This is a genomic window from Actinoplanes sp. ATCC 53533 (assembly GCF_003947245.1).
The window spans coordinates 72,319-90,262 of the sequence record NZ_QHHV01000022.1 but is presented as its reverse complement, the minus strand read 5'-3'; the positions used below and the strand labels follow the sequence as shown (position 1 = coordinate 90,262).

Genomic DNA, 17,944 nt, shown 5'->3' with positions numbered 1-17,944 from the left:
AGGGTGGTCAGCCTGCCGGCCGCCCGGGTCAGGGTGGCCGTCCCGGCCAGCCCGGTCGTCCCGGTCCTGCTGGTCAGCCCGGTCCTTCCGGCCAGCCCGGTCGTCCCGGTCAGGGTGGTCAGCCCGCCGCGCGTCCCGTGCAGCCGCCTGCGCGTCCGGCCCAGGGCGGTCAGCCCGGCGGCGGACGTCCGGGCCAGGGCGGCGGCGGTGTCTACGGCGCCCCACCTTCGCCCCCGCCTCAGCCTCCGCCCCCGCCGCCGACCGGCCGGCCGCAGGGTGGGGGACCACCGCGCCCGACCGGGTTCCTCGGGCAGGGTGGCGGACAGCAGGGCGGCGGCCAGCGCCCGGCCCGCCCGGACGGCGGACGCCAGGCCAACGGCATGAACAACTACGCGAACCTGAACGGTGCCCCAGGACGAGGCGACGGTCGCTTCGACAACCCGGGCCATGGCCGCCCCACGGGCGGCCGCTGAGTCAACGCTGAGCGGGTTACCAGGCCGGTGTCGCCACCTCGGTGGCAGCACCGGCCTGCTGGTTTCCGGCCGAGCCCGTGGCCCAGCCCGGCCTGGCCCAGCCCGTGGCCCGGCCCGTGGCCCGGCCCAGCCCGTGGCCTGGCCCAGGTCAGCCAGTGGCCTGGTTCCGGCCGAGCCCGTGGCCTGGCCCAGGTCAGCTCGGGGCCTGGGTCAGACCCGGCGGAGCACCGCGACCACGCGGCCCATCACCGTGGCGTCGTCGCCCGGGATCGGGTCGAAGGCCGGGTTGGCCGGCATGAGCCACACGTGCCCGTCGCGCTGCCGGTAGCTCTTCACCGTCGCCTCGCCGTCGATCATCGCGGCCACGATGTCGCCCACGTTCGCGGTGGGTTGCTGGCGGACCACGACCCAGTCGCCGTTGCAGATCGCCGCGTCGATCATCGAGTCGCCCTTGACCTCGAGCATGAAGACGTCGCCCTCGCCGACCAGCTCGCGCGGCAGCGGGAAGAACTCCTCCACCGCCTGCTCGGCCAGGATCGGCCCACCGGCGGCGATCCGGCCCAGCAGCGGCACGTACGCCGGGGTGGGTCGGGCCGAGCGCAGGGTCTCGTCGTCGACCATCTCGCTGGGCGCCCGCACGTCGACCGCGCGCGGCCTGTTCGGGTCGCGGCGCAGGAAGCCCTTCTTTTCCAGCTCCTTGAGCTGGTAGGCCACGCTGGACGGCGACACCAGGCCGACCGCCTCGCCGATTTCGCGGACGCTCGGCGGGTAGCCGTAGCGTTCCACCCAGTCGCGGATGAACTCGAGGATCCGGCGCTGGCGCGCGGTCAGATCCTTGGTGACCAGATCGGGGAACTGGCTGACCACCGGCGTCACCGCGCGCAACTGCGGCGCGTCGCCGCTGCGGGCCCGGGTCGGCGTGCGCCTGCGCATGGCCGCCTTCGTGTTCGCGGCCTCGGGCTTCGCGCTCTTCGCGTCCTGCTGGTTCTGCCGGCTCGTCCGGTCGTCGGTCGACATGTTGGCCCTCCTGTCGGCCAGTGCCTCATCGGCACGTGGTGCGCTCGCGGAGCCGGGCCTGCGTCGTGGGGATGGACTTGTGCCCGGCTGACCCCTCTTGACCGAGAACCGTAACTGCGGCGTACGACATATTCAAACATCTGTACGACTTTCTCGCGGCGTGTCGCCCGGAAGTGCTCGACTTCCGTACGCCTGTTCTGATAGACCGTCGTACGGGCGTTCTATCGAACGCCTGTCCGAGGGACGTATGCGGAGAAAGGAATATGCCGTGGTGATCACTGGTATGCGGCGGGCCGGTCAGCCGGCCCCGTTGCGGTTGACCCGGCGGGGTCGCGTCGTCGTGCTCACCTTCTTGTTCCTTCTCGCATCCTTGGCGAGCGCCGTGTTGTGGACCACTGCCTCCCGGGCCGACGATCCCCCCGCCGGCCCGCCGCCTACGGTCGTGGTCCAGCCGGCGGACACGCTGTGGGCGATCGCCGCGCGCACGTCGCCGGGTCGCAGCCCGCACGTCGTCGTCGCGGAGATCCGCCGGCTCAACGGTCTGGGCCGCGATGACATCGCCATCCACGTCGGTGACACTCTCGTCGTCCCCCGGGGGCGTTGATCCACTGCGTTGATCATGATGTTTCGGTGCTGGCCGTGACCGGCGCGGCACCCGTCGTGTTGAGGTAGAAAATACGGCGCGCCGACGCGCCGGTGAACTTGCATCGACGTCCGCAGCGGCATAACGTCAACCCCAACATCTAGTAGTTACAAGGGTGTAAGTCATCCACAGGTTGGGGTCGGGCAGCCCCGTCATCCACAGGTTCGTCCACAGCCCCAGCGCGGGATCCTCCGCATTCGGGGCTGACTTTCGGCGTGCCTTGGCGACGGTTCGCTCCTCGCCATGGCCCGGGTGGCAGCGCCCGGCGACAGGGGGAATTTCGGTGCGGTGTCCGTACTGCCGGCATGCCGACTCGCGCGTGGTCGACTCGCGTGAGGCCGACGACGGTCAGCTGATCCGTCGTCGCCGGTCGTGCCCGGAATGCGGCAAGCGCTTCACCACGGTCGAGGAGGCCGTGCTGGCGATCGTGAAGCGCAACGGCGTCACCGAGCCCTTCAGCCGCACCAAGATCATGAGCGGCGTCCGCAAGGCATGTCAGGGCCGGCCCGTCGACGAGGACTCGATCGCGCTGCTCGCGCAGAAGGTCGAGGAGACCGTCCGGGCCAAGGGTGCGGCCGAGGTGCCCAGCCACGACGTGGGCCTCGCCATCCTGTCGCCGCTGCGGGAGCTGGATCAGGTCGCCTATCTGCGCTTCGCGAGCGTCTACAAGTCCTTCGACTCGCTCGAGGACTTCGAACGCGAGCTCGCTGAGCTGCGCGAGGCGGCGGCGGGAGCGCGACACACGGTGCCCACCCGACCCAGTGGCGGGCGCCCGGCCAAGTTCGCGGAATCCCGTACCAAATAGAGCTTTTTGACCTGGCATGGCGATAGCCGTGCCCGAATGTCGGTAACCAGATCGCGGTGGGGAAGCCGCGGTCTATCGAGGGGGAGCACGAGATGGCCGGTGACGGCATGACAGCAGGCAGGCAGCGCAGCCGCGCGAGCAACGGGGGCGCCGCGGTCGGGGGGCTGCGGATCGAGCGGGTCTGGACGACCGAGGGCGTCCACCCGTACGACGAGGTCGAGTGGGAGCGCCGCGACGTCGTCATGACGAACTGGCGGGACGGCTCGATCAACTTCGAGCAGCGCGGCGTGGAATACCCCACCGCCTGGAGCGTCAACGCGGCCAACATCGTCACCACCAAATACTTCCGGGGAGCGGTCGGCACCGACACCCGTGAGTGGTCGCTCAAGCAGCTGATCGACCGGGTCGTCAAGACCTACCGCAAGGCGGGCGAGAAGCACGGCTACTTCGCCAACCCCGGCGACGCGGAGATCTTCGACCACGAGCTGACCTGGATGCTGCTGCACCAGGTGTTCAGCTTCAACTCGCCGGTCTGGTTCAACGTCGGCACGGCCTCGCCGCAGCAGGTCAGCGCCTGCTTCATCCTGTCCGTGGACGACTCGATGGACTCGATCCTGGACTGGTACAAGGAGGAGGGGCTGATCTTCAAGGGCGGCTCCGGCTCCGGTGTCAACCTCTCCCGCATCCGCTCCTCCCGGGAGCTGCTCTCCTCCGGCGGCACGGCCAGCGGCCCGGTCAGCTTCATGCGCGGCGCGGACGCCAGCGCCGGCACGATCAAGTCCGGCGGCGCCACCCGCCGCGCGGCCAAGATGGTGATCCTCGACGTCGACCACCCCGACATCGTGGAGTTCGTCACCACCAAGGCCCGCGAGGAGGACAAGATCCGGGCGCTGCGCGACGCCGGGTTCGACATGGACCTCGGCGGCAGCGACATCGTCTCGGTGCAGTACCAGAACGCCAACAACTCGGTCCGCGTCAGCGACGAGTTCATGCGCGCGGTCGAGGAGGGCACGACCTTCGACCTGCGCGGCCGGCTGCACGGCGAGGTCATCGAGACGATCGACGCCAAGAAGCTGTTCACCGAGATCGCCAAGGCCGCCTGGGAGTGCGCCGACCCCGGTCTGCAGTACGACGACACGATCAACGACTGGCACACCAACCCGGAGACCGGCCGCATCACCGCGTCCAACCCGTGTTCGGAATACATGTCGCTGGACGACTCGTCCTGCAACCTGGCCTCGCTCAACCTGATGAAGTTCCTCAAGGCCGACGGCGGCTTCGAGGTCGAGAAGTTCGTCAAGAGCGTCGAGTTCGTCATCACCGCGATGGACATCTCGATCAGCTTCGCCGACTTCCCGACCCAGAAGATCGGCGAGACCACGCGGGCCTACCGCCAGCTCGGCATCGGGTACGCGAACCTGGGCGCCCTGCTGATGGCGACCGGCCACCCGTACGACTCCGAGTCGGGCCGCAGCGTCGCGGCGGCGATCACCTCGCTGATGACCGGCGTGGCATACCGCCGCTCGGCCGAGGTCGCCGGCGTCGTCGGCGCATACGACGGCTACGCCCGCAACGCCGACGCCCACAAGCGCGTCATGCGCAAGCACGCCGCGGCCAACGACGAGATCCGCCCGTCCGGCACGGTCGCCACCGCGATCGTCCGGGAGGCCACCAAGCAGTGGCAGCAGGGCAACAAGATCGGTGAGAAGAACGGCTGGCGCAACGCCCAGGCGTCCGTGCTCGCGCCGACCGGCACCATCGGCCTGATGATGGACTGCGACACCACCGGCGTCGAGCCCGACCTGGCCCTGGTCAAGTTCAAGAAGCTCGTCGGCGGCGGCTCGATGCAGATCGTCAACCAGACGGTCCCGCGCGCGCTGCGCAGCCTCGGTTACCCCGAGGAGCAGGTCGAGGCGATCGTCGAGCACATCGCCGACCACGGCATCGTGGTCGACGCCCCCGGCCTCAAGCCGGAGCACTACCCGGTCTTCGACTGCGCCATGGGTGAGCGATCCATCGCCCCGATGGGCCACGTGCGGATGATGGCAGCAGTGCAGCCGTTCATCTCCGGCGCGATCTCCAAGACGATCAACATGCCCGAGACGGCCACCGTCGAGGACATCGAGAACGTCCACTTCCAGGGCTGGAAGCTCGGCCTGAAGGCCCTCGCCATCTACCGCGACAACTGCAAGGTCGGCCAGCCGCTGTCGGCGGCGAAGCCGAAGGTGGCCGTCGAGACGCCCGCCGCCGTGGTGGAGCCGGTCGTGGAGAAGGTCATCGAGTACCGCCCCGTCCGCAAGCGCCTGCCGAAGAAGCGCCCGTCGGAGACGGTGTCCTTCTCGGTCGGTGGCGCCGAGGGTTACCTCACCGCGTCGTCCTACCCGGACGACGGCCTCGGCGAGGTCTTCCTGAAGATGTCGAAGCAGGGCTCGACCCTGGCCGGCGTGATGGACGCCTTCTCGGTGGCGATCTCGATAGGGCTGCAGTACGGCGTCCCGCTGGAGACGTTCGTCAGCAAGTTCACCAACATGCGCTTCGAGCCGGCCGGCATGACCGACGACCCGGACGTGCGCATGGCGGCCTCGGTGATGGACTACATCTTCCGTCGCCTGGCGCTGGACTTCCTGTCCTACGACGCCCGCGCCGAGCTGGGCATCTTCACCGCCAAGGAGCGCGCGGCCCAGATCCAGGCCGAGGCCGCCGCCGAGGCGGCCGGCGTGGACCTCGCCGGCATGGCGGCGTCCGCACCGGTCTCCGCGCCGGTCGGTGCCGCGTCGTCCCCGACGGCGACGGCCCCGGCGGCCGAAGCCGAGAAGAGCGCGCCGGCCGCGGTCGGCTCCTCGACGGAGCTGCTCGAGGTCGTGCTGGGCACCTCGGCGGACGCACCGCTCTGCTTCACCTGCGGCACGAAGATGCGCCCGGCCGGCAGCTGCTACGTCTGCGAAGGCTGCGGCTCGACCTCAGGCTGCAGCTGATTCCCGGGAATCACCCGCATCTCCGGTGAGCATACGAAGGGCGGTTCCGGCATCAACCGGAACCGCCCTTCGCTCGAATTCACGTGTGATCGCCGGCTCCGGCCGGTGAGATGGACGAGAGGGGCTCGCAGCCCGCCTGCCGGAGCCGCTCGGTACGGTGCAGCATGACGAGCACCACCCAGGACGATCGCCGGTGGCTGACCGCGGCGATCGAGCTGTCCCGCCGTTCGGCGCCGGCCCGGACCCACTACGCGGTCGGGGCGATCGTGGTCGGCCCCGACGGCACCCAGCTGGCGGCCGGTTACACGGGCGAGACCGACCCGCACCTGCACGCCGAGGAAGCCGCCCTGATGACCCAGCCGCTGCCGGGCCTCTCCCGCGCCACTCTCTACAGCTCGCTGGAGCCCTGCACGACTCGCAAGTCCCGTCCCGGCACGTGTACGGACCTGATCCTCGCCACCGGCATCAGGCGGGTGGTCATCGCGTTGCGGGAGCCGCTGATCTTCGCCGACTGCCGTGGCGTGGAGACGTTGCGCGCGGCCGGCGTCGCCGTCACCGAGATCGGCGACCTGGGTGAGCTGGTACGCCAGATCAACGCACACGTCCTGGACGGCTATCCCCGGGTGCGCTGACTCAGGACGTCCAGTGTGGGTCGCGGCCGGTCAGGCCGAGCATCCGATCCAGCGCCGGCGCGGTTCGCGGCACCGGGAATTCCGCTCCGTAGGCCCGCATCTCCCGCCCCAGCTCGGCCGTCTTCGCCACCTCGTCGTAGAGGAATTCGATCAGCGGCTCGGCCCAGGAGACCTGCTGTCCGGTGGCCCGGGCCAGGTCCCAGCCGTGCACGACGATCTCCCCGGTCGCCATCGCGCCGATCATGCGGGCCGGCAGCTCGTGCGGCCCGCCCATCGACGTCACGCCCTGCCACGCGGCGGGCACCGACCAGGCCGCGACGAGCTGGTCGATCTGCCGCTCCAGCGGATCGCCGCCCGGCTGCGCCTCGCCGTCGGAGTGCCGGCTGGCGCGGGCCAGGCTGGGCCCCCAGTGCAGCATGTGGTCGATCAGGCCCCGCACGTCGTACTCCGCGCACGGCGTCGAAGCGCCGAGCTGGTCGGCCCGGATGGCCCGGATGACCGCGAGGGTCGGGGGAGCGGCCACGGCGATGAGTTCGTGTTCCTGCATGACCGCCGACGATAGGCGGCGCTAGCGCCGCCGTCTTGAAAAAACGCGACGCTAGGCTGCGGTCATGGTCAGAGACGCGCGCGAGCTGCGCGGCGCGTGGGCCACCTTCCAAAGCCACTGGTACGGCGCCCCGAGCGCGGAACTGGCACCCTTCGTGTCCGGGTACTGGGCCGCCGAGTGGGACCTGCGCGGGCAGGAGCCGTACCGGCAGAAGATCGTCCCGTACCCGAATGTGCAGTTGACCTTCCGGGACGGCGACGCGGTCGTCCGCGGCCCGGAGCGCCGGCATGTCGTCCGGGTGCTGGCGGGCCGCGACCAGGTCTTCGGGGTGACGTTCCGGCCGGGCTGCTTCCGGCCGTTCCTGGGCGCGAGCATCTCGACGATCACCGGCCGCTCGCTGGCCGCCGCGGCCGTCTTCGGCGCCGGCCTGCCCTCGGTCACTGGCCATTCGCTGGCCGCCGCGGCCGATTTCGGCGCCGGCCTGCCCTCGGTCACTGGCCGTTCGCTGGCTGCTGCGGCCGTTTTCGGCCCTGGCCCGCCCTCGGTCACCGGCCCAAGGCCGCGACCCGAGTCGCACGCTTCGGAATCGCCGGGCCGCACGCGTGCGTGTGGTCCGAAACCGGCGGGTGCGGACGCGGACCGGCCGGTGGGCGAGGTCGGGTCGTTCGAGGACCGGGCGCAGGCGATCGCGGGGCAGGTCGAGAGCTTCCTGCGGGCCCGGCTGCCGGAGCCCGATCCGCTCGCCGAGCAGGCGGCGGCCATCGTGGCGCGGATCCAGGCCGAGCCGCAGCTCACCCGGGTCGACGCGCTCGCGCGGTCGGCCGGTCTCGGCGTGCGCCGGTTGCAGCGGCTGTTCGCCGAGTACGTCGGTCTCGGCCCGAAGTGGGTGATCCGCCGCTACCGGCTGCACGAGGTGAGCGAGCGGCTCGCCTCCGGTGCGGACATCGACTGGGTGCGGCTCGCCGGTGAGCTGGGCTACGCCGACCAGGCGCACTTCATCCGCGACTTCACCGCCATGGTGGGTGAGTCGCCGACCCACTACGCCGCGCGCTACCCGGGGCGCGGTCAAGGGGACCGTCATCACTGATCAACCGGGTTCCCGCCCGCCACTTTAACGGTTAAGTTCGAGGGTGTGATTGTTGAGGCCCCCGACCGCCCCCGCCTGGAGACCGCCAAGGTCGCCGTCGGCGTCACCTTCGGCATGAACGGCCTCGCCTTCGCCGGCTGGTTCGCCCGCATCCCCGCGGTTCGTGAGGATCTGGGCCTGAGCTCGGCCGGCCTGGGCCTGCTGCTGCTCTGCCTCTCCGGGGCGGCCCTCGCCGCGATCCCGCTCGCCGGCCCGCTGGTGCAGCGCGCCGGCCCGGGCCGGGCGGTGCTGTTCGGCAGCATGTCGGTGGCGCTGGGGCTGCTCGCCATGGCCGCGGGCACGGAGCTGGGCTCGGTGCCGCTGGCCGGCGCCGGGCTGATCCTGCTCGGCATGGGCAACAGCACCTGGGACGTGGCCATGAACGTCGAGGGGGCGGACGTCGAGCGCCGCCTCGGCCGCACCCTGATGCCCCGCTTCCACGCCGGCTTCAGCCTCGGCACCGTGGGTGGCGCGGGGGTCAGCGCGGCCGCGGCAGCAGCCGGGGTGAGCGTCTCCACGCAGCTCTTCTGCACCGCGATCGTGGGCGCGACCGTGATGCTCCTGACCGTCCGCCGGTTCCTGCCGCACACCGCCGCGACGGCGGAGCAGCGATCGAACGGCCGGGTCCGCGACGCCTGGCGCGAGCCGCGCACCCTGCTGATCGGCGTGATCATGCTGGGCTTCGGCTTCACCGAGGGCGCGGCCAACGACTGGCTGGCGATCGGCCTGGTCGACGGCTACCACGCCAGCGAGACGACCGGCGCGATCGGCTTCGGCTTCTTCGTGACGGCGATGACGCTGGCCCGGCTCTTCGGCGGCAACGCGATCGAGCGCTGGGGCCGGGTCAGGGTCCTGCGCGGTACGGCGTTGTCGGCACTGATCGGCCTGCTGCTGGTGGTCTCCGGCATCGGCGTGCCGCTGGTGCTGCTGGGCGCCCTGCTCTGGGGCGCGGGCGCGTCGCTGGGCTTCCCGGTCGGCATGAGCGCGGCGGCGGACGACCCGCTGCGCGCGGCGATCCGGGTGTCGGTGGCGGGCTCGATCGGCTACGGCGCGTTCCTGGCGGGACCGCCGCTGATCGGTTTGCTGGCCGAGCACTTCGGGGTGCTGCGCGCGCTGCTGGTGGTCGTGGCGGCCATCGGCCTGGGCCTGGCGGCCTCGGGCGCGGCTCGTCCCATCCTGCTGGGCGAAACAAAGGAACCCGAAACCGCCCCCAAGGCCTGACCCAACCCAACCCAACCCGGCCCAACCCAACCCGGCCCGGCCCGACCCAACCCGGCCCGGCCCGGCCTCCGGGCGGGCGGGTCAGTGGCCGTCGGTGAGGAAGTCGCCGATCAAGGAGGCCAGCAGCTCGGGCTGCTCGATCACCATCGCGTGCGAGGTGTCTTCGAGCTGCAGGTAGCGCATCCGCGGGTTGGCCTTGGCCGCCGCCGCGGCCTGGTTCACCAGATAGCGCCGGTGCGCCGCGTACAGCTCCGCGAACGGCTCCTGCTCCGGCAGGTCGCGGGTGGCCAGCACCGCCAGCGTGGGTGCCGGCGTCGCGGCGTACACCGGGCCCAGCTCCAGGTCGTTCATCAGCGTCCGAAGCTCGCCGGCCGTGGCGGCGGACGGCCGCATGGTCGTCTCACCGTCCTTGTGCACCAGGTTGCGCCGGAAGCCCTCGATCCACACCTTCTCGTTCGCGCCCATGTCCCGGGCCGCCATCTGCTGGCGCTCCACCAGGTCGGGCAGTTCCTCCGCGGGGATCGTGCGGCCCATCCCGGCGTGCATCTTGTCGAAGATGGACGCGAGCCGAGCCAGCTCACCCGCCGCCTTCTCCTCGTCGAGGCCGGGCAGTTGCCCGGGCCGGGTCGGCGGCGGGTTGCCGTCCAGGCTGATCACGCCGGGCGTCTCCGGGTGCCGCTGACCCCACAGCACGGCGAGCATCCCGCCGAGCGAATGCCCGGCCACCGCGGGCCGGTCCAGTTCCAGCTGAACGGTCACCGCGGCGAGGTCGCCGAGCGCCGCGTCCCAGGACCAAGGGCCGTCGCCGGAGCGCCCGTGCCCGCGCAGATCCAGGGTGATGACCCGGTGCCGGGGCCGCAGCGCCCGGGCCAGCGTGGTCAGCGTGGCGAGGTTGCCACCGGCGCCGTGCAGCAACAGCAGCGGCGGCTGCTCCCCACCAAAGTCACGGACGGCGATCGGCAGCGCCCCGGCGTCGACCAGTCGGTCGTTGATCACAACATCTCTCCCAGCACTCAGTGGTCAGCGGTCAGCAGTCAAAGCCGGCGGCGATGTCGCCGCGTCCGGTAGCGCTTTGCTCTGCTTCCCCATGGGAAACGTCTGCTTGCCGGGGGTCGGCTGAGGGGGTGTTTCCGATGGGGAAGCAGTGCAAAGCGAGGTTGGGGGTGGGGTTCTGTTTTGCCGGGGTCGGCTGAGGGTGTTTCCGATGGGGAAGCAGAGCAAAGCGACGTCGGAGGGTGCGGGGACCGGCGATCGAGGCGGCCTCGATCTGGCGTCGAGGTGTGACCCGGGACCGCGAACCGCCAGAGCAGTGTCAGTGGTCAGGGCCGGAAATCGGCCACCGAGGCCACCGAGGCCACTGCGGGCGCCGCTCATGATGCGCTGCCACGGAGGCGGTCGCGGATGGCCGCCGACGGGACCCCGCCGTCCGGGTGCCGGGGAAGCCGCCCCCGGCGGACCAGGTCGTGCACGCCCTGGCGGGTGATGCCGAGCATCGCGCCGGCAGTGGCGTACGAGACCGACTCCGCGGCTGGATGGCCGACCCGCCGCGCGACCACCCCGCCGAGCGGCGTGCGCCACCAGTCGACCGGGGGGTCGAACGCCCGGTCGTCCGGGTACAGCATGGCGATCAGCCGGATGGCGGCGCTTGCGGCGGCGATGTCGTCGCCGTCGTGCATCTGGTCGGCCCATTGCCCGGCGCGGAGTCGGAGCAGCCGGCGCAGCGCGTCCACCGCGTCGTCACCCTCCAGCAGGACCTCCAGCGGGTCCAGCAGGCGGATGTCGAGCAGCCGGACGATCTGCTCGACCAGCGCGGTCTTCGACGGCATGCGGCCCATGCTCGCGCTACTTGACGCCGAGTGTCAAGTCGCTAGGGTCGGGTGGTGGACAAGCGTGCGCTCACCGAGCCGCATCCCAGCCGGCTCGCTCCCGCTCATCCCCGCCGTGCCGAGATCCTCGCCGCCCATGCCGCTGCCCTCGCCGAGGGGCAGGCCGGGTATCTCGATCCGGAGACCGGACTGTTCGTGCTGACCGCGGGCTTCCTCGCCGGACGCGGCACCTGCTGCACCCGAGGCTGCCGGCACTGCCCATACGTCGGCAGCGCATAACCCGACCCGCGGCGGAAAGCCGATGCCCACCCGTGGCCCGAAACCCACGCCGCCCCCGGCCGAAACCCACGCCCACCCGCGGCGCGAACCCAGGCGAAGTCGTTACTTGAGCCGGCAGGCCCAGGCACAGTACGGTGTGCCCCGAATTAGTCGGGAGGACATTCGTGCGTTCGCGTCTCATCGCCCTCGGCGCCGCAGCCGCGCTGCTCGCCATGGCGGGCTGCACGGAGCAGAAGGCTGAGGCCGACGCCCTGCCTCCCGTGCCCGTCGTGCAGCTGCCCGCCGCCTCGGCCGGCGGCGCCTGCATCCTCTGGGACTACGCGTTCATCGAGCAGAAGATCGGCGTCAGCTTCACCGTCGCCGCCTCCGACCAGATCGATGACACCTCCACCTGCGTGGTGCAGACCGAGACCGCCGACTGGCCGGATCTCGCCCTCTCGGTGGTGGAGAGCACCAAGGCCGACGCCACACTGTTCACCAAGGAGCTCATGCCCAAGAAGGCCACCAAGGTCAAGGGCCTCGGCAAGGCGGGCTACCGGCTGGTGACCAAGGCCGCCGGCAAGCACGGTCCGACCGTGGAGATCGGCTGGCTCAGTGAGGCCGAGCAGCTGCAGACGTTGCGCTTCACATTTCCGAAAGATGCGAAAAGCGGCGCTGTCGACGATCTCTCGTCCAAGCTGCTCGACCTCGCGAAGGCGTTGGACACCACCGGCGGGTGACCATCGGCTCCGTCGCCGTCAGCGGGCGTCGACGAACACCCGGGAGGCCACCTCGCGCGGCAGCCGGATCTTGTCGCCGGAGCGGTCGATCGTCACGCCGTCGCGCTCCTGCGCCACGGTCACGGTCGCGCCCGGGTCGATGCCGGCCGCGTGCAGCTGACGCAGCACACCCGCGTTGGTCTGCACGCTCTCGCAGATCCGCCGCACCACCACGCTGCCGCTCAGGCCCGGGAACGCCAGGTTGCGCTCGCCCGCATTGATCACCGTCGAGCTGTCGCCCTGCAGCCCGTCGGACGGCAGGCCGAGCACCTCGAGGCCGGGGATCGGGTTGCCGTACGGCGAGCGGGTCGGCTTGTTGAGCAGCTCATAGACCTTGCGCTCGACCGAGTCGCTCATCACGTGCTCCCACCGGCAGGCCTCCTCGTGGGCCTCCTCGTAGGGCATGCCGATGACGTTGACCAGCAGGAGCTCGGCGAGCCGGTGCTTGCGCATGACCGCCACGGCGGCCACCCGGCCCTCCTCGGTCAGCAGCAGGTGCCGGTCGTTCTCAACGGTGAGCAGGCCGTCGCGCTCCATCCGGGCGACGGTCTGGCTGACGGTCGGACCGCTCTGGTGTAGGCGTTCGGCGATGCGTGCGCGGAGGGGCGGAACGCCCTCCTCCTCCAACTCGAGGATGGTGCGCAGGTACATCTCCGTGGTGTCCACGAGATCATTCAAGGTGCGGCCCTCCCAGCAGCGATATTACCTCGCAGCCGGGGCTGACTTCATGCCGACGAGGTGGGTCAGGTGGACCCTACCGGACCCGGGGATCCGCTGTTGAAGTGCAGCGTCGGCGCCCCGCCGGTTGTTCCCGCCGGCGTGGCAGCATGATGCCCATGGCGGAGCTGACGGCTGTGGTTTGGGACGAGGCGCTGCTCGCGTACGACATGGGTGACCACCCGTTGAATCCGGTGCGGGTGGAGCTCACCATGGCGCTCGCCCGCGAGCTGGGCGTGCTCGACCGCCCGGGCGTGCGGCTGATCGTGCCGAAGCCGGCCGACGACGCGGCGCTGACCCGCGTGCACCGGCCTGACTACCTGGAGGCGGTGCGGCAGGCCCCGCACGACCCGTTCTTCCGCGGTTGGGGGCTCAACACCCCGGACAACCCGGTCTTCGACGGCATGCACGAGGCCAGCGCCCGGATCTGCGGCGCCACCCTCGCCGCGGCCGAGGCCGTCTGGAGCGGCGCGGTGACCAGGGCGGTCAACGTCTCCGGCGGGCTGCACCACGCGATGGCGGCGCGGGCGTCCGGCTTCTGCGTCTACAACGACCCGGCGGTCGCCATCGCGCGGCTGCTCGACCTGGGTGCGGAGCGCGTCGCGTACGTCGATATCGACGTGCACCACGGCGACGGGGTGCAGGCGGCCTTCTACGACGATCCCCGGGTGCTCACCGTGAGCCTGCACGAGACGCCGCTGGCGCTGTTCCCGGGCACCGGCTTCCCCGACGAATCGGGTGGCCCGGGCGCCGAGGGCACGTCGGTCAACGTGGCGCTGCCACCCGGCACCGGGGACGCCGGCTGGCTGCGCGCGTTCCAGGCGGTCGTGCCGTCGGTGCTGCGGGCGTTCTCGCCGCAGATCCTCGTCACCCAGTGCGGTGCCGACGCGCACCGCCTCGACCCGCTCGCCGACCTGCGGTTGTCGGTCGACGGCCAGCGCGCCGCCTACATCGCGCTCCGGGCCCTGGCCGACGAGCTCTGCGACGGCCGCTGGGTGGCGACCGGCGGCGGCGGATACGCGCTGGTCGAGGTCGTGCCGCGGGCCTGGACGCACCTGCTCGCGGTGGCCACCGGCGCGGCGCTGGATCCCGGCACGGCCACCCCGCCGGCCTGGCGCAGGCTCGCCGCCGACCGCCGGCCCGGCTGCGACGTGCCGGCCACCCTGACCGACGGCACGCCGCCGCCGGTCGAGCGCTGGGAGCCGGGCACCACCCCGGACCCGGTCGACAAGGCGATCATGGCGACCCGGATGGCGGTCTTCCCCCTGCACGGCCTGGACCCGCACGACAGCCGGGATTGAGAGGCGATCGCGGTGACTAGAGACGCCGATGTCCTGCTATCCGATGGCAGCGCGGTGCACCTGCGCCCCATCCACCCCGAGGACGCGCCGGCCATAGTGGAGCTGCACTCCCGGATGAGCGAGCGCACCCGCTATCTCCGCTACTTCTCGCCCTATCCGCGCATCCCGGAGCGGGATCTCGCCCGCTTCGTCAACGTCGACCACCACGACCGCGAGGCCTTCGTCATCGTCAGCGGTGCGCGGATCATGGCGGTCGGCCGCTACGAGCGGCTCGGCCCGGAGTCCGAGGAGGCCGAGGTCGCCTTCGTGGTCGAGGACGCGCACCAGGGCCGGGGGATCGGCTCGGTGCTGCTCGAACACCTCGCCGACGCGGCCCGGGAGAACGGCATCACCCGCTTCGTCGCCGAGGTCCTGCCGGAGAACAGCGGCATGCTGCGGGTCTTCAGCGACTTCGGCTACCAGGTCCACCGCAAGTATGCCGACGGCGTCGTGCACCTGGGCTTCCCGATCGCACCCACCGAGAAGTCCCGCGAGGTGCAGGAAAGCCGCGAGCAGCGCACCGAGTCGCGGTCCATCGCGCGGCTGCTGCATCCGCGCGCCGTCGCGGTGTACGGCGCCAGCGCCAGTGGCCAGGGCGTTGGCGCGGCGATCCTGGGCCATCTGCGTGACGGCGGTTACACCGGCACCATCGTGCCCGTGCACCGCAGCGCGGAACGGGTGGCGGGACTGCCCGCGTACACCTCGGCGGTGGACGCCCGGGCTGAGGTCGATCTGGCGCTGATCGCCGTACCGCCGGAAGGGGTCGCGGACGCCGTGGCCGACGCGGCCGCGGCCGGCGCGGGTGGTCTCGTGGTCGTCTCCGCCGGCTTCGCCGAGGCCGGGGCGCCGGGCGCGCTCGCGCAGCGCGCGCTGATCGACGCGGCCCACGCGGCGGGCCTGCGCGTGGTCGGCCCGAACTGTCTGGGGATCGCCAACACCGACCCGACGGTACGGCTCAACGCCACGCTCGCGCCGCGACTGCCGGCCGCCGGGCGGGTGGGCTTCTTCAGCCAGTCCGGTGCGCTCGGGGTGGCGCTGCTGGCCGAGGCGGAACGGCGGGGGCTCGGGCTGTCCAGCTTCGTGTCGGCCGGCAACCGCGCGGACGTCTCGGGCAACGACCTGCTGCAGTACTGGCAGGACGATCCCGGCACCGACGCGGTCCTGCTCTACCTGGAGACGTTCGGCAACCCCCGCAAGTTCGCCCGGCTGGCCCGGCGGATGAGCCGGATCAAGCCCGTCGTCGCGGTGGCGTCCGCGACCCGGCCGGCCGGGCTCGCCGGCGACCTGCCCGGCCCGGACACCCGCGCGGTCACCGCGCTGTTCGCCCGCTCGGGTGTGATCCGGGTGGACACCGTCGCCGAGTTGTTCGACGTCGGCCTGCTGCTCGCCCACCAGCCGCTGCCGGCCGGCCGCCGGATCGCGATCGTGGGCAACTCGTCGGCGCTGTCCGGCCTGGCGGTGGCCGCCTGCCGGGCCAACGGTCTCACTGTCGCCGAGGGCTATCCCTCCGACATCAGCCCGCAGGCGGGCGCGCACGAGTTCGCCGACGCCCTGGCCGACGCCGCCGTCGACGACCGGGCCGATGCCCTGGTGGTGGTCTTCGCGCCGCCGCTGCCCGGCCAGCTCCCGGACGAGGACGCCGACTTCACGGCGGCGCTCGGCAGCGTCGCGCTGGCCGGCGAGAAGCCGACGGTGGCGACGTTCCTGCTGGGCAGGTTGCCGCCCCGGGTCCCGGCCTACCCGTCGGTGGAGGAGGCCGTCCGGGCCCTGGGCCGCGTCGCCGGGTACGCCGACTGGCTCCGCCAGCCGGCCGGCGTCCTGCCCACGCTGTCCGGAGTGGACCCGTCCGCCGCCGAGGTCGAGCGCGAGCCGGCCGACCTGCTCGCCGCGTACGGCATCACCGTCGAGCCGTCCGGCTCCGCCACCACCGTGGAGGAGGCGCTGGCCGCCGCCGGGGCGCTCGGCTACCCGGTGGCGTTGAAGGCCGCCGGTGGCGCGCTCCGGCATCGCATCGACCTGGGCGCGGTGCGGCTGGCGCTGGCCGACGAGGAGGATCTGCGCGCGGCCTACCGCGAGCTGGAGTCGGCGTTCGGCCCGCGGGTGCTGGTGCAGTCCATGGTGCCGCCGGGGGTGGCGTGCACGATCGAGGTGGTCGAGGACCCGGCGTTCGGCCCGGTGGTCGGCTTCGGCCTCGGCGGGGTGGCGAGCGAGTTGCTGGGCGACCTGGCCTGGCGGGCGGCGCCGCTGACCGACCGGGCCGCAGCCGCGCTGGTCGATGAGCCCCGGGCGGCGCCCCTGCTGCACGGCTACCGCGGCTCGGCCCCGGTCGACCGGGACGGGCTGATCGACCTGCTGCTCCGGGTGGGCCGCCTGGCGGACGAGCATCCGCGGGTCCGCGCCCTGTCGCTGAATCCGGTGCTGGCCCGCCCGGACGGCATCACGGTGCTGCACGCGTCGGTGGAGACCGGCGAGGCCGGCATCCGCCCGGACACCGGCCCCCGCCGCCTGCACAGCGCCTAGCCGACGGAAACAAGGACGCGGCCCCCGCTCAGCTGAGCGGGGGCCGCGTGTTCATTTCAGGACGTCAGCTGGCGTAGGCCTCTAGGCGCGAGGCCCGCTGCGGGTCCCGCAGCTTGGACATCGTGACCTTCTCGATCTGGCGGATCCGCTCGCGGCTCAGGCCGAACTCGCGGCCGACCTCGTCGAGCGTGCGCTGGCGGCCGTCATCCAGGCCGAAGCGCAGCCGGATCACCGCCGACTCCCGCTCGGAGAGCGTGGAGAGCACGATCTCGACCTCGCCGCGCAGTTCGCTGCGGCCCACGCTGTCGCCGGGCTCGCCGCGCGGGTCGACCGCGGCGACGAAGTCGCCCAGTGCGCTCTCGCCGTCCTCGCCGACGGCCTGGTCCAGGCTGACCGGCTCCCGGTCGTACGAGATGAGCTCGATGACCTGGAACTCCGGCACGCCCATGGCCTTGGCGATCTCGGCGACGGCGGGCTCGCGGCCCAGCGTGCTGGCGAGGTCGCGGCGGGCCCGGACCATGCGGTTGACCTGCTCGACCATGTGCACCGGGATGCGGATGGTGCGGGCCTGGTCGGCCATGGCGCGGGTGATGGCCTGGCGGATCCACCAGGTGGCGTAGGTGGAGAACTTGTAGCCCTTGGTGTAGTCGAATTTCTCGACGGCGCGGATCAGGCCGAGGTTGCCTTCCTGGATCAGGTCCAGGAACGCCATGCCGCGACCGGTGTAGCGCTTCGCGATGCTGACCACGAGCCGCAGGTTCGCCTCGAGCAGGTGGTTCTTGGCGGCACGGCCCTCGCCGATGATGATGTGCAGGAGTGGCGCCAGGTCGTCGCCCGCCGCGGGGAGCTTCTCCTCCGCGTAGAGGCCGGCCTCGATCCGCTTGGAGAGAGTCACCTCCTCGACCGCGGTGAGCAGACGCGTGCGGCCGATGCCGTTCAGGTACGCCCGGACGAGGTCGGCCGATACGCCGCGCTCGTCGATCGCGTCCAAGTCCGCCAAGGGCTCGACACCGTCAGTCATGATGTTCTCAGCAGCAACCGCCGCCGTGGACTCCGTCGCCTTCA

17 protein-coding genes are annotated in these 17,944 nt (G+C 71.8%); 10 read left to right on the top strand and 7 right to left on the bottom strand.

Translation table 11 applies throughout. The features are described 5' to 3' along the window. Together DMB66_RS09025 and lexA are read right to left on the bottom strand one after the other, a co-directional pair. Positions 1-449 (bottom strand): hypothetical protein (locus DMB66_RS09025; RefSeq protein WP_199752157.1); only part of this gene is annotated, 449 nt, incomplete at its 3' end. 234 nt (positions 450-683) lie between these two features. Next, entirely contained in the window at positions 684-1,490 is an 807-nt protein-coding gene (gene lexA, locus DMB66_RS09020) for a transcriptional repressor LexA (protein WP_370318344.1), read from the bottom strand. 268 nt (positions 1,491-1,758) lie between these two features. On the opposite strand from lexA, the gene DMB66_RS09015 reads away from it, so the two are divergent. The 4 genes from DMB66_RS09015 (at position 1,759) to DMB66_RS09000 (ending at position 6,545) form a co-directional block, all read left to right on the top strand. Then, a complete protein-coding gene (locus DMB66_RS09015; RefSeq protein ID WP_233624406.1) occupies positions 1,759-2,094 on the top strand; it encodes a LysM peptidoglycan-binding domain-containing protein in 336 nt (111 codons plus the stop codon). A gap of 322 nt (positions 2,095-2,416) precedes the next feature. Further along, positions 2,417-2,938, top strand: coding sequence for a transcriptional regulator NrdR (gene nrdR, locus DMB66_RS09010; protein ID WP_125803569.1), 522 nt, complete (start codon positions 2,417-2,419; stop codon positions 2,936-2,938). A 92-nt stretch (positions 2,939-3,030) separates the two neighbouring features. Then, on the top strand, positions 3,031-5,913 hold the full coding sequence (locus DMB66_RS09005; RefSeq protein ID WP_125803568.1) for a vitamin B12-dependent ribonucleotide reductase: 2,883 nt from the start codon (positions 3,031-3,033) through the stop codon (positions 5,911-5,913). Positions 5,914-6,077: 164 nt separating this feature from the next. Then, entirely contained in the window at positions 6,078-6,545 is a 468-nt protein-coding gene (locus tag DMB66_RS09000; RefSeq protein ID WP_125803567.1) for a dCMP deaminase, read from the top strand. 1 nt (position 6,546) lies between these two features. On the opposite strand, the gene DMB66_RS08995 is transcribed toward DMB66_RS09000, so the two are convergent. Beyond that, positions 6,547-7,092, bottom strand: coding sequence for a TIGR03086 family metal-binding protein (locus DMB66_RS08995; protein WP_125803566.1), 546 nt, complete (start codon positions 7,090-7,092; stop codon positions 6,547-6,549). 64 nt (positions 7,093-7,156) lie between these two features. Between DMB66_RS08995 and DMB66_RS08990 the strand changes: the two genes are divergently transcribed. Then, positions 7,157-8,179 (top strand): helix-turn-helix domain-containing protein, encoded by a 1,023-nt coding sequence (locus tag DMB66_RS08990; RefSeq protein ID WP_199752155.1) that lies wholly within the window; start codon positions 7,157-7,159, stop codon positions 8,177-8,179. A gap of 45 nt (positions 8,180-8,224) precedes the next feature. Next, a complete protein-coding gene (locus DMB66_RS08985; protein ID WP_125803565.1) occupies positions 8,225-9,439 on the top strand; it encodes an MFS transporter in 1,215 nt (404 codons plus the stop codon). 81 nt (positions 9,440-9,520) lie between these two features. Here DMB66_RS08985 and DMB66_RS08980 read toward each other — a convergent pair whose 3' ends face one another. Both DMB66_RS08980 and DMB66_RS08975 read right to left on the bottom strand, forming a co-directional pair. Further along, positions 9,521-10,435, bottom strand: coding sequence for an alpha/beta fold hydrolase (locus tag DMB66_RS08980; protein WP_125803564.1), 915 nt, complete (start codon positions 10,433-10,435; stop codon positions 9,521-9,523). A 374-nt stretch (positions 10,436-10,809) separates the two neighbouring features. Continuing rightward, entirely contained in the window at positions 10,810-11,265 is a 456-nt protein-coding gene (locus DMB66_RS08975) for a hypothetical protein (RefSeq protein ID WP_125803563.1), read from the bottom strand. Between the two features lie 54 nt (positions 11,266-11,319). Here DMB66_RS08975 and DMB66_RS08970 point away from each other — a divergent pair, with 54 nt between their 5' ends. Both DMB66_RS08970 and DMB66_RS08965 read left to right on the top strand, forming a co-directional pair. Continuing rightward, positions 11,320-11,544 carry a DUF5522 domain-containing protein gene (locus tag DMB66_RS08970; RefSeq protein WP_125803562.1) on the top strand — a complete coding sequence of 75 codons (225 nt, stop codon included), beginning with the start codon at positions 11,320-11,322 and terminating at the stop codon, positions 11,542-11,544. Between the two features lie 164 nt (positions 11,545-11,708). Then, the gene (locus DMB66_RS08965) at positions 11,709-12,263 is read left to right on the top strand and encodes a hypothetical protein (protein ID WP_125803561.1); all 555 of its coding nucleotides are present in this window, start codon (positions 11,709-11,711) and stop codon (positions 12,261-12,263) included. An 18-nt stretch (positions 12,264-12,281) separates the two neighbouring features. Here DMB66_RS08965 and DMB66_RS08960 read toward each other — a convergent pair whose 3' ends face one another. Beyond that, positions 12,282-12,980, bottom strand: a complete 699-nt coding sequence (locus DMB66_RS08960) for a metal-dependent transcriptional regulator (protein ID WP_125803560.1) — start codon at positions 12,978-12,980, stop codon at positions 12,282-12,284. A 158-nt stretch (positions 12,981-13,138) separates the two neighbouring features. On the opposite strand from DMB66_RS08960, the gene DMB66_RS08955 reads away from it, so the two are divergent. Then, entirely contained in the window at positions 13,139-14,320 is a 1,182-nt protein-coding gene (locus tag DMB66_RS08955) for an acetoin utilization protein AcuC (protein ID WP_125803559.1), read from the top strand. A 12-nt stretch (positions 14,321-14,332) separates the two neighbouring features. Further along, on the top strand, positions 14,333-16,879 hold the full coding sequence (locus tag DMB66_RS08950; protein ID WP_125803558.1) for a bifunctional GNAT family N-acetyltransferase/acetate--CoA ligase family protein: 2,547 nt from the start codon (positions 14,333-14,335) through the stop codon (positions 16,877-16,879). 64 nt (positions 16,880-16,943) lie between these two features. On the opposite strand, the gene sigB is transcribed toward DMB66_RS08950, so the two are convergent. Further along, positions 16,944-17,900, bottom strand: a complete 957-nt coding sequence (sigB, locus tag DMB66_RS08945; protein ID WP_125803578.1) for an RNA polymerase sigma factor SigB — start codon at positions 17,898-17,900, stop codon at positions 16,944-16,946. Positions 17,901-17,944: the final 44 nt, after the last annotated feature.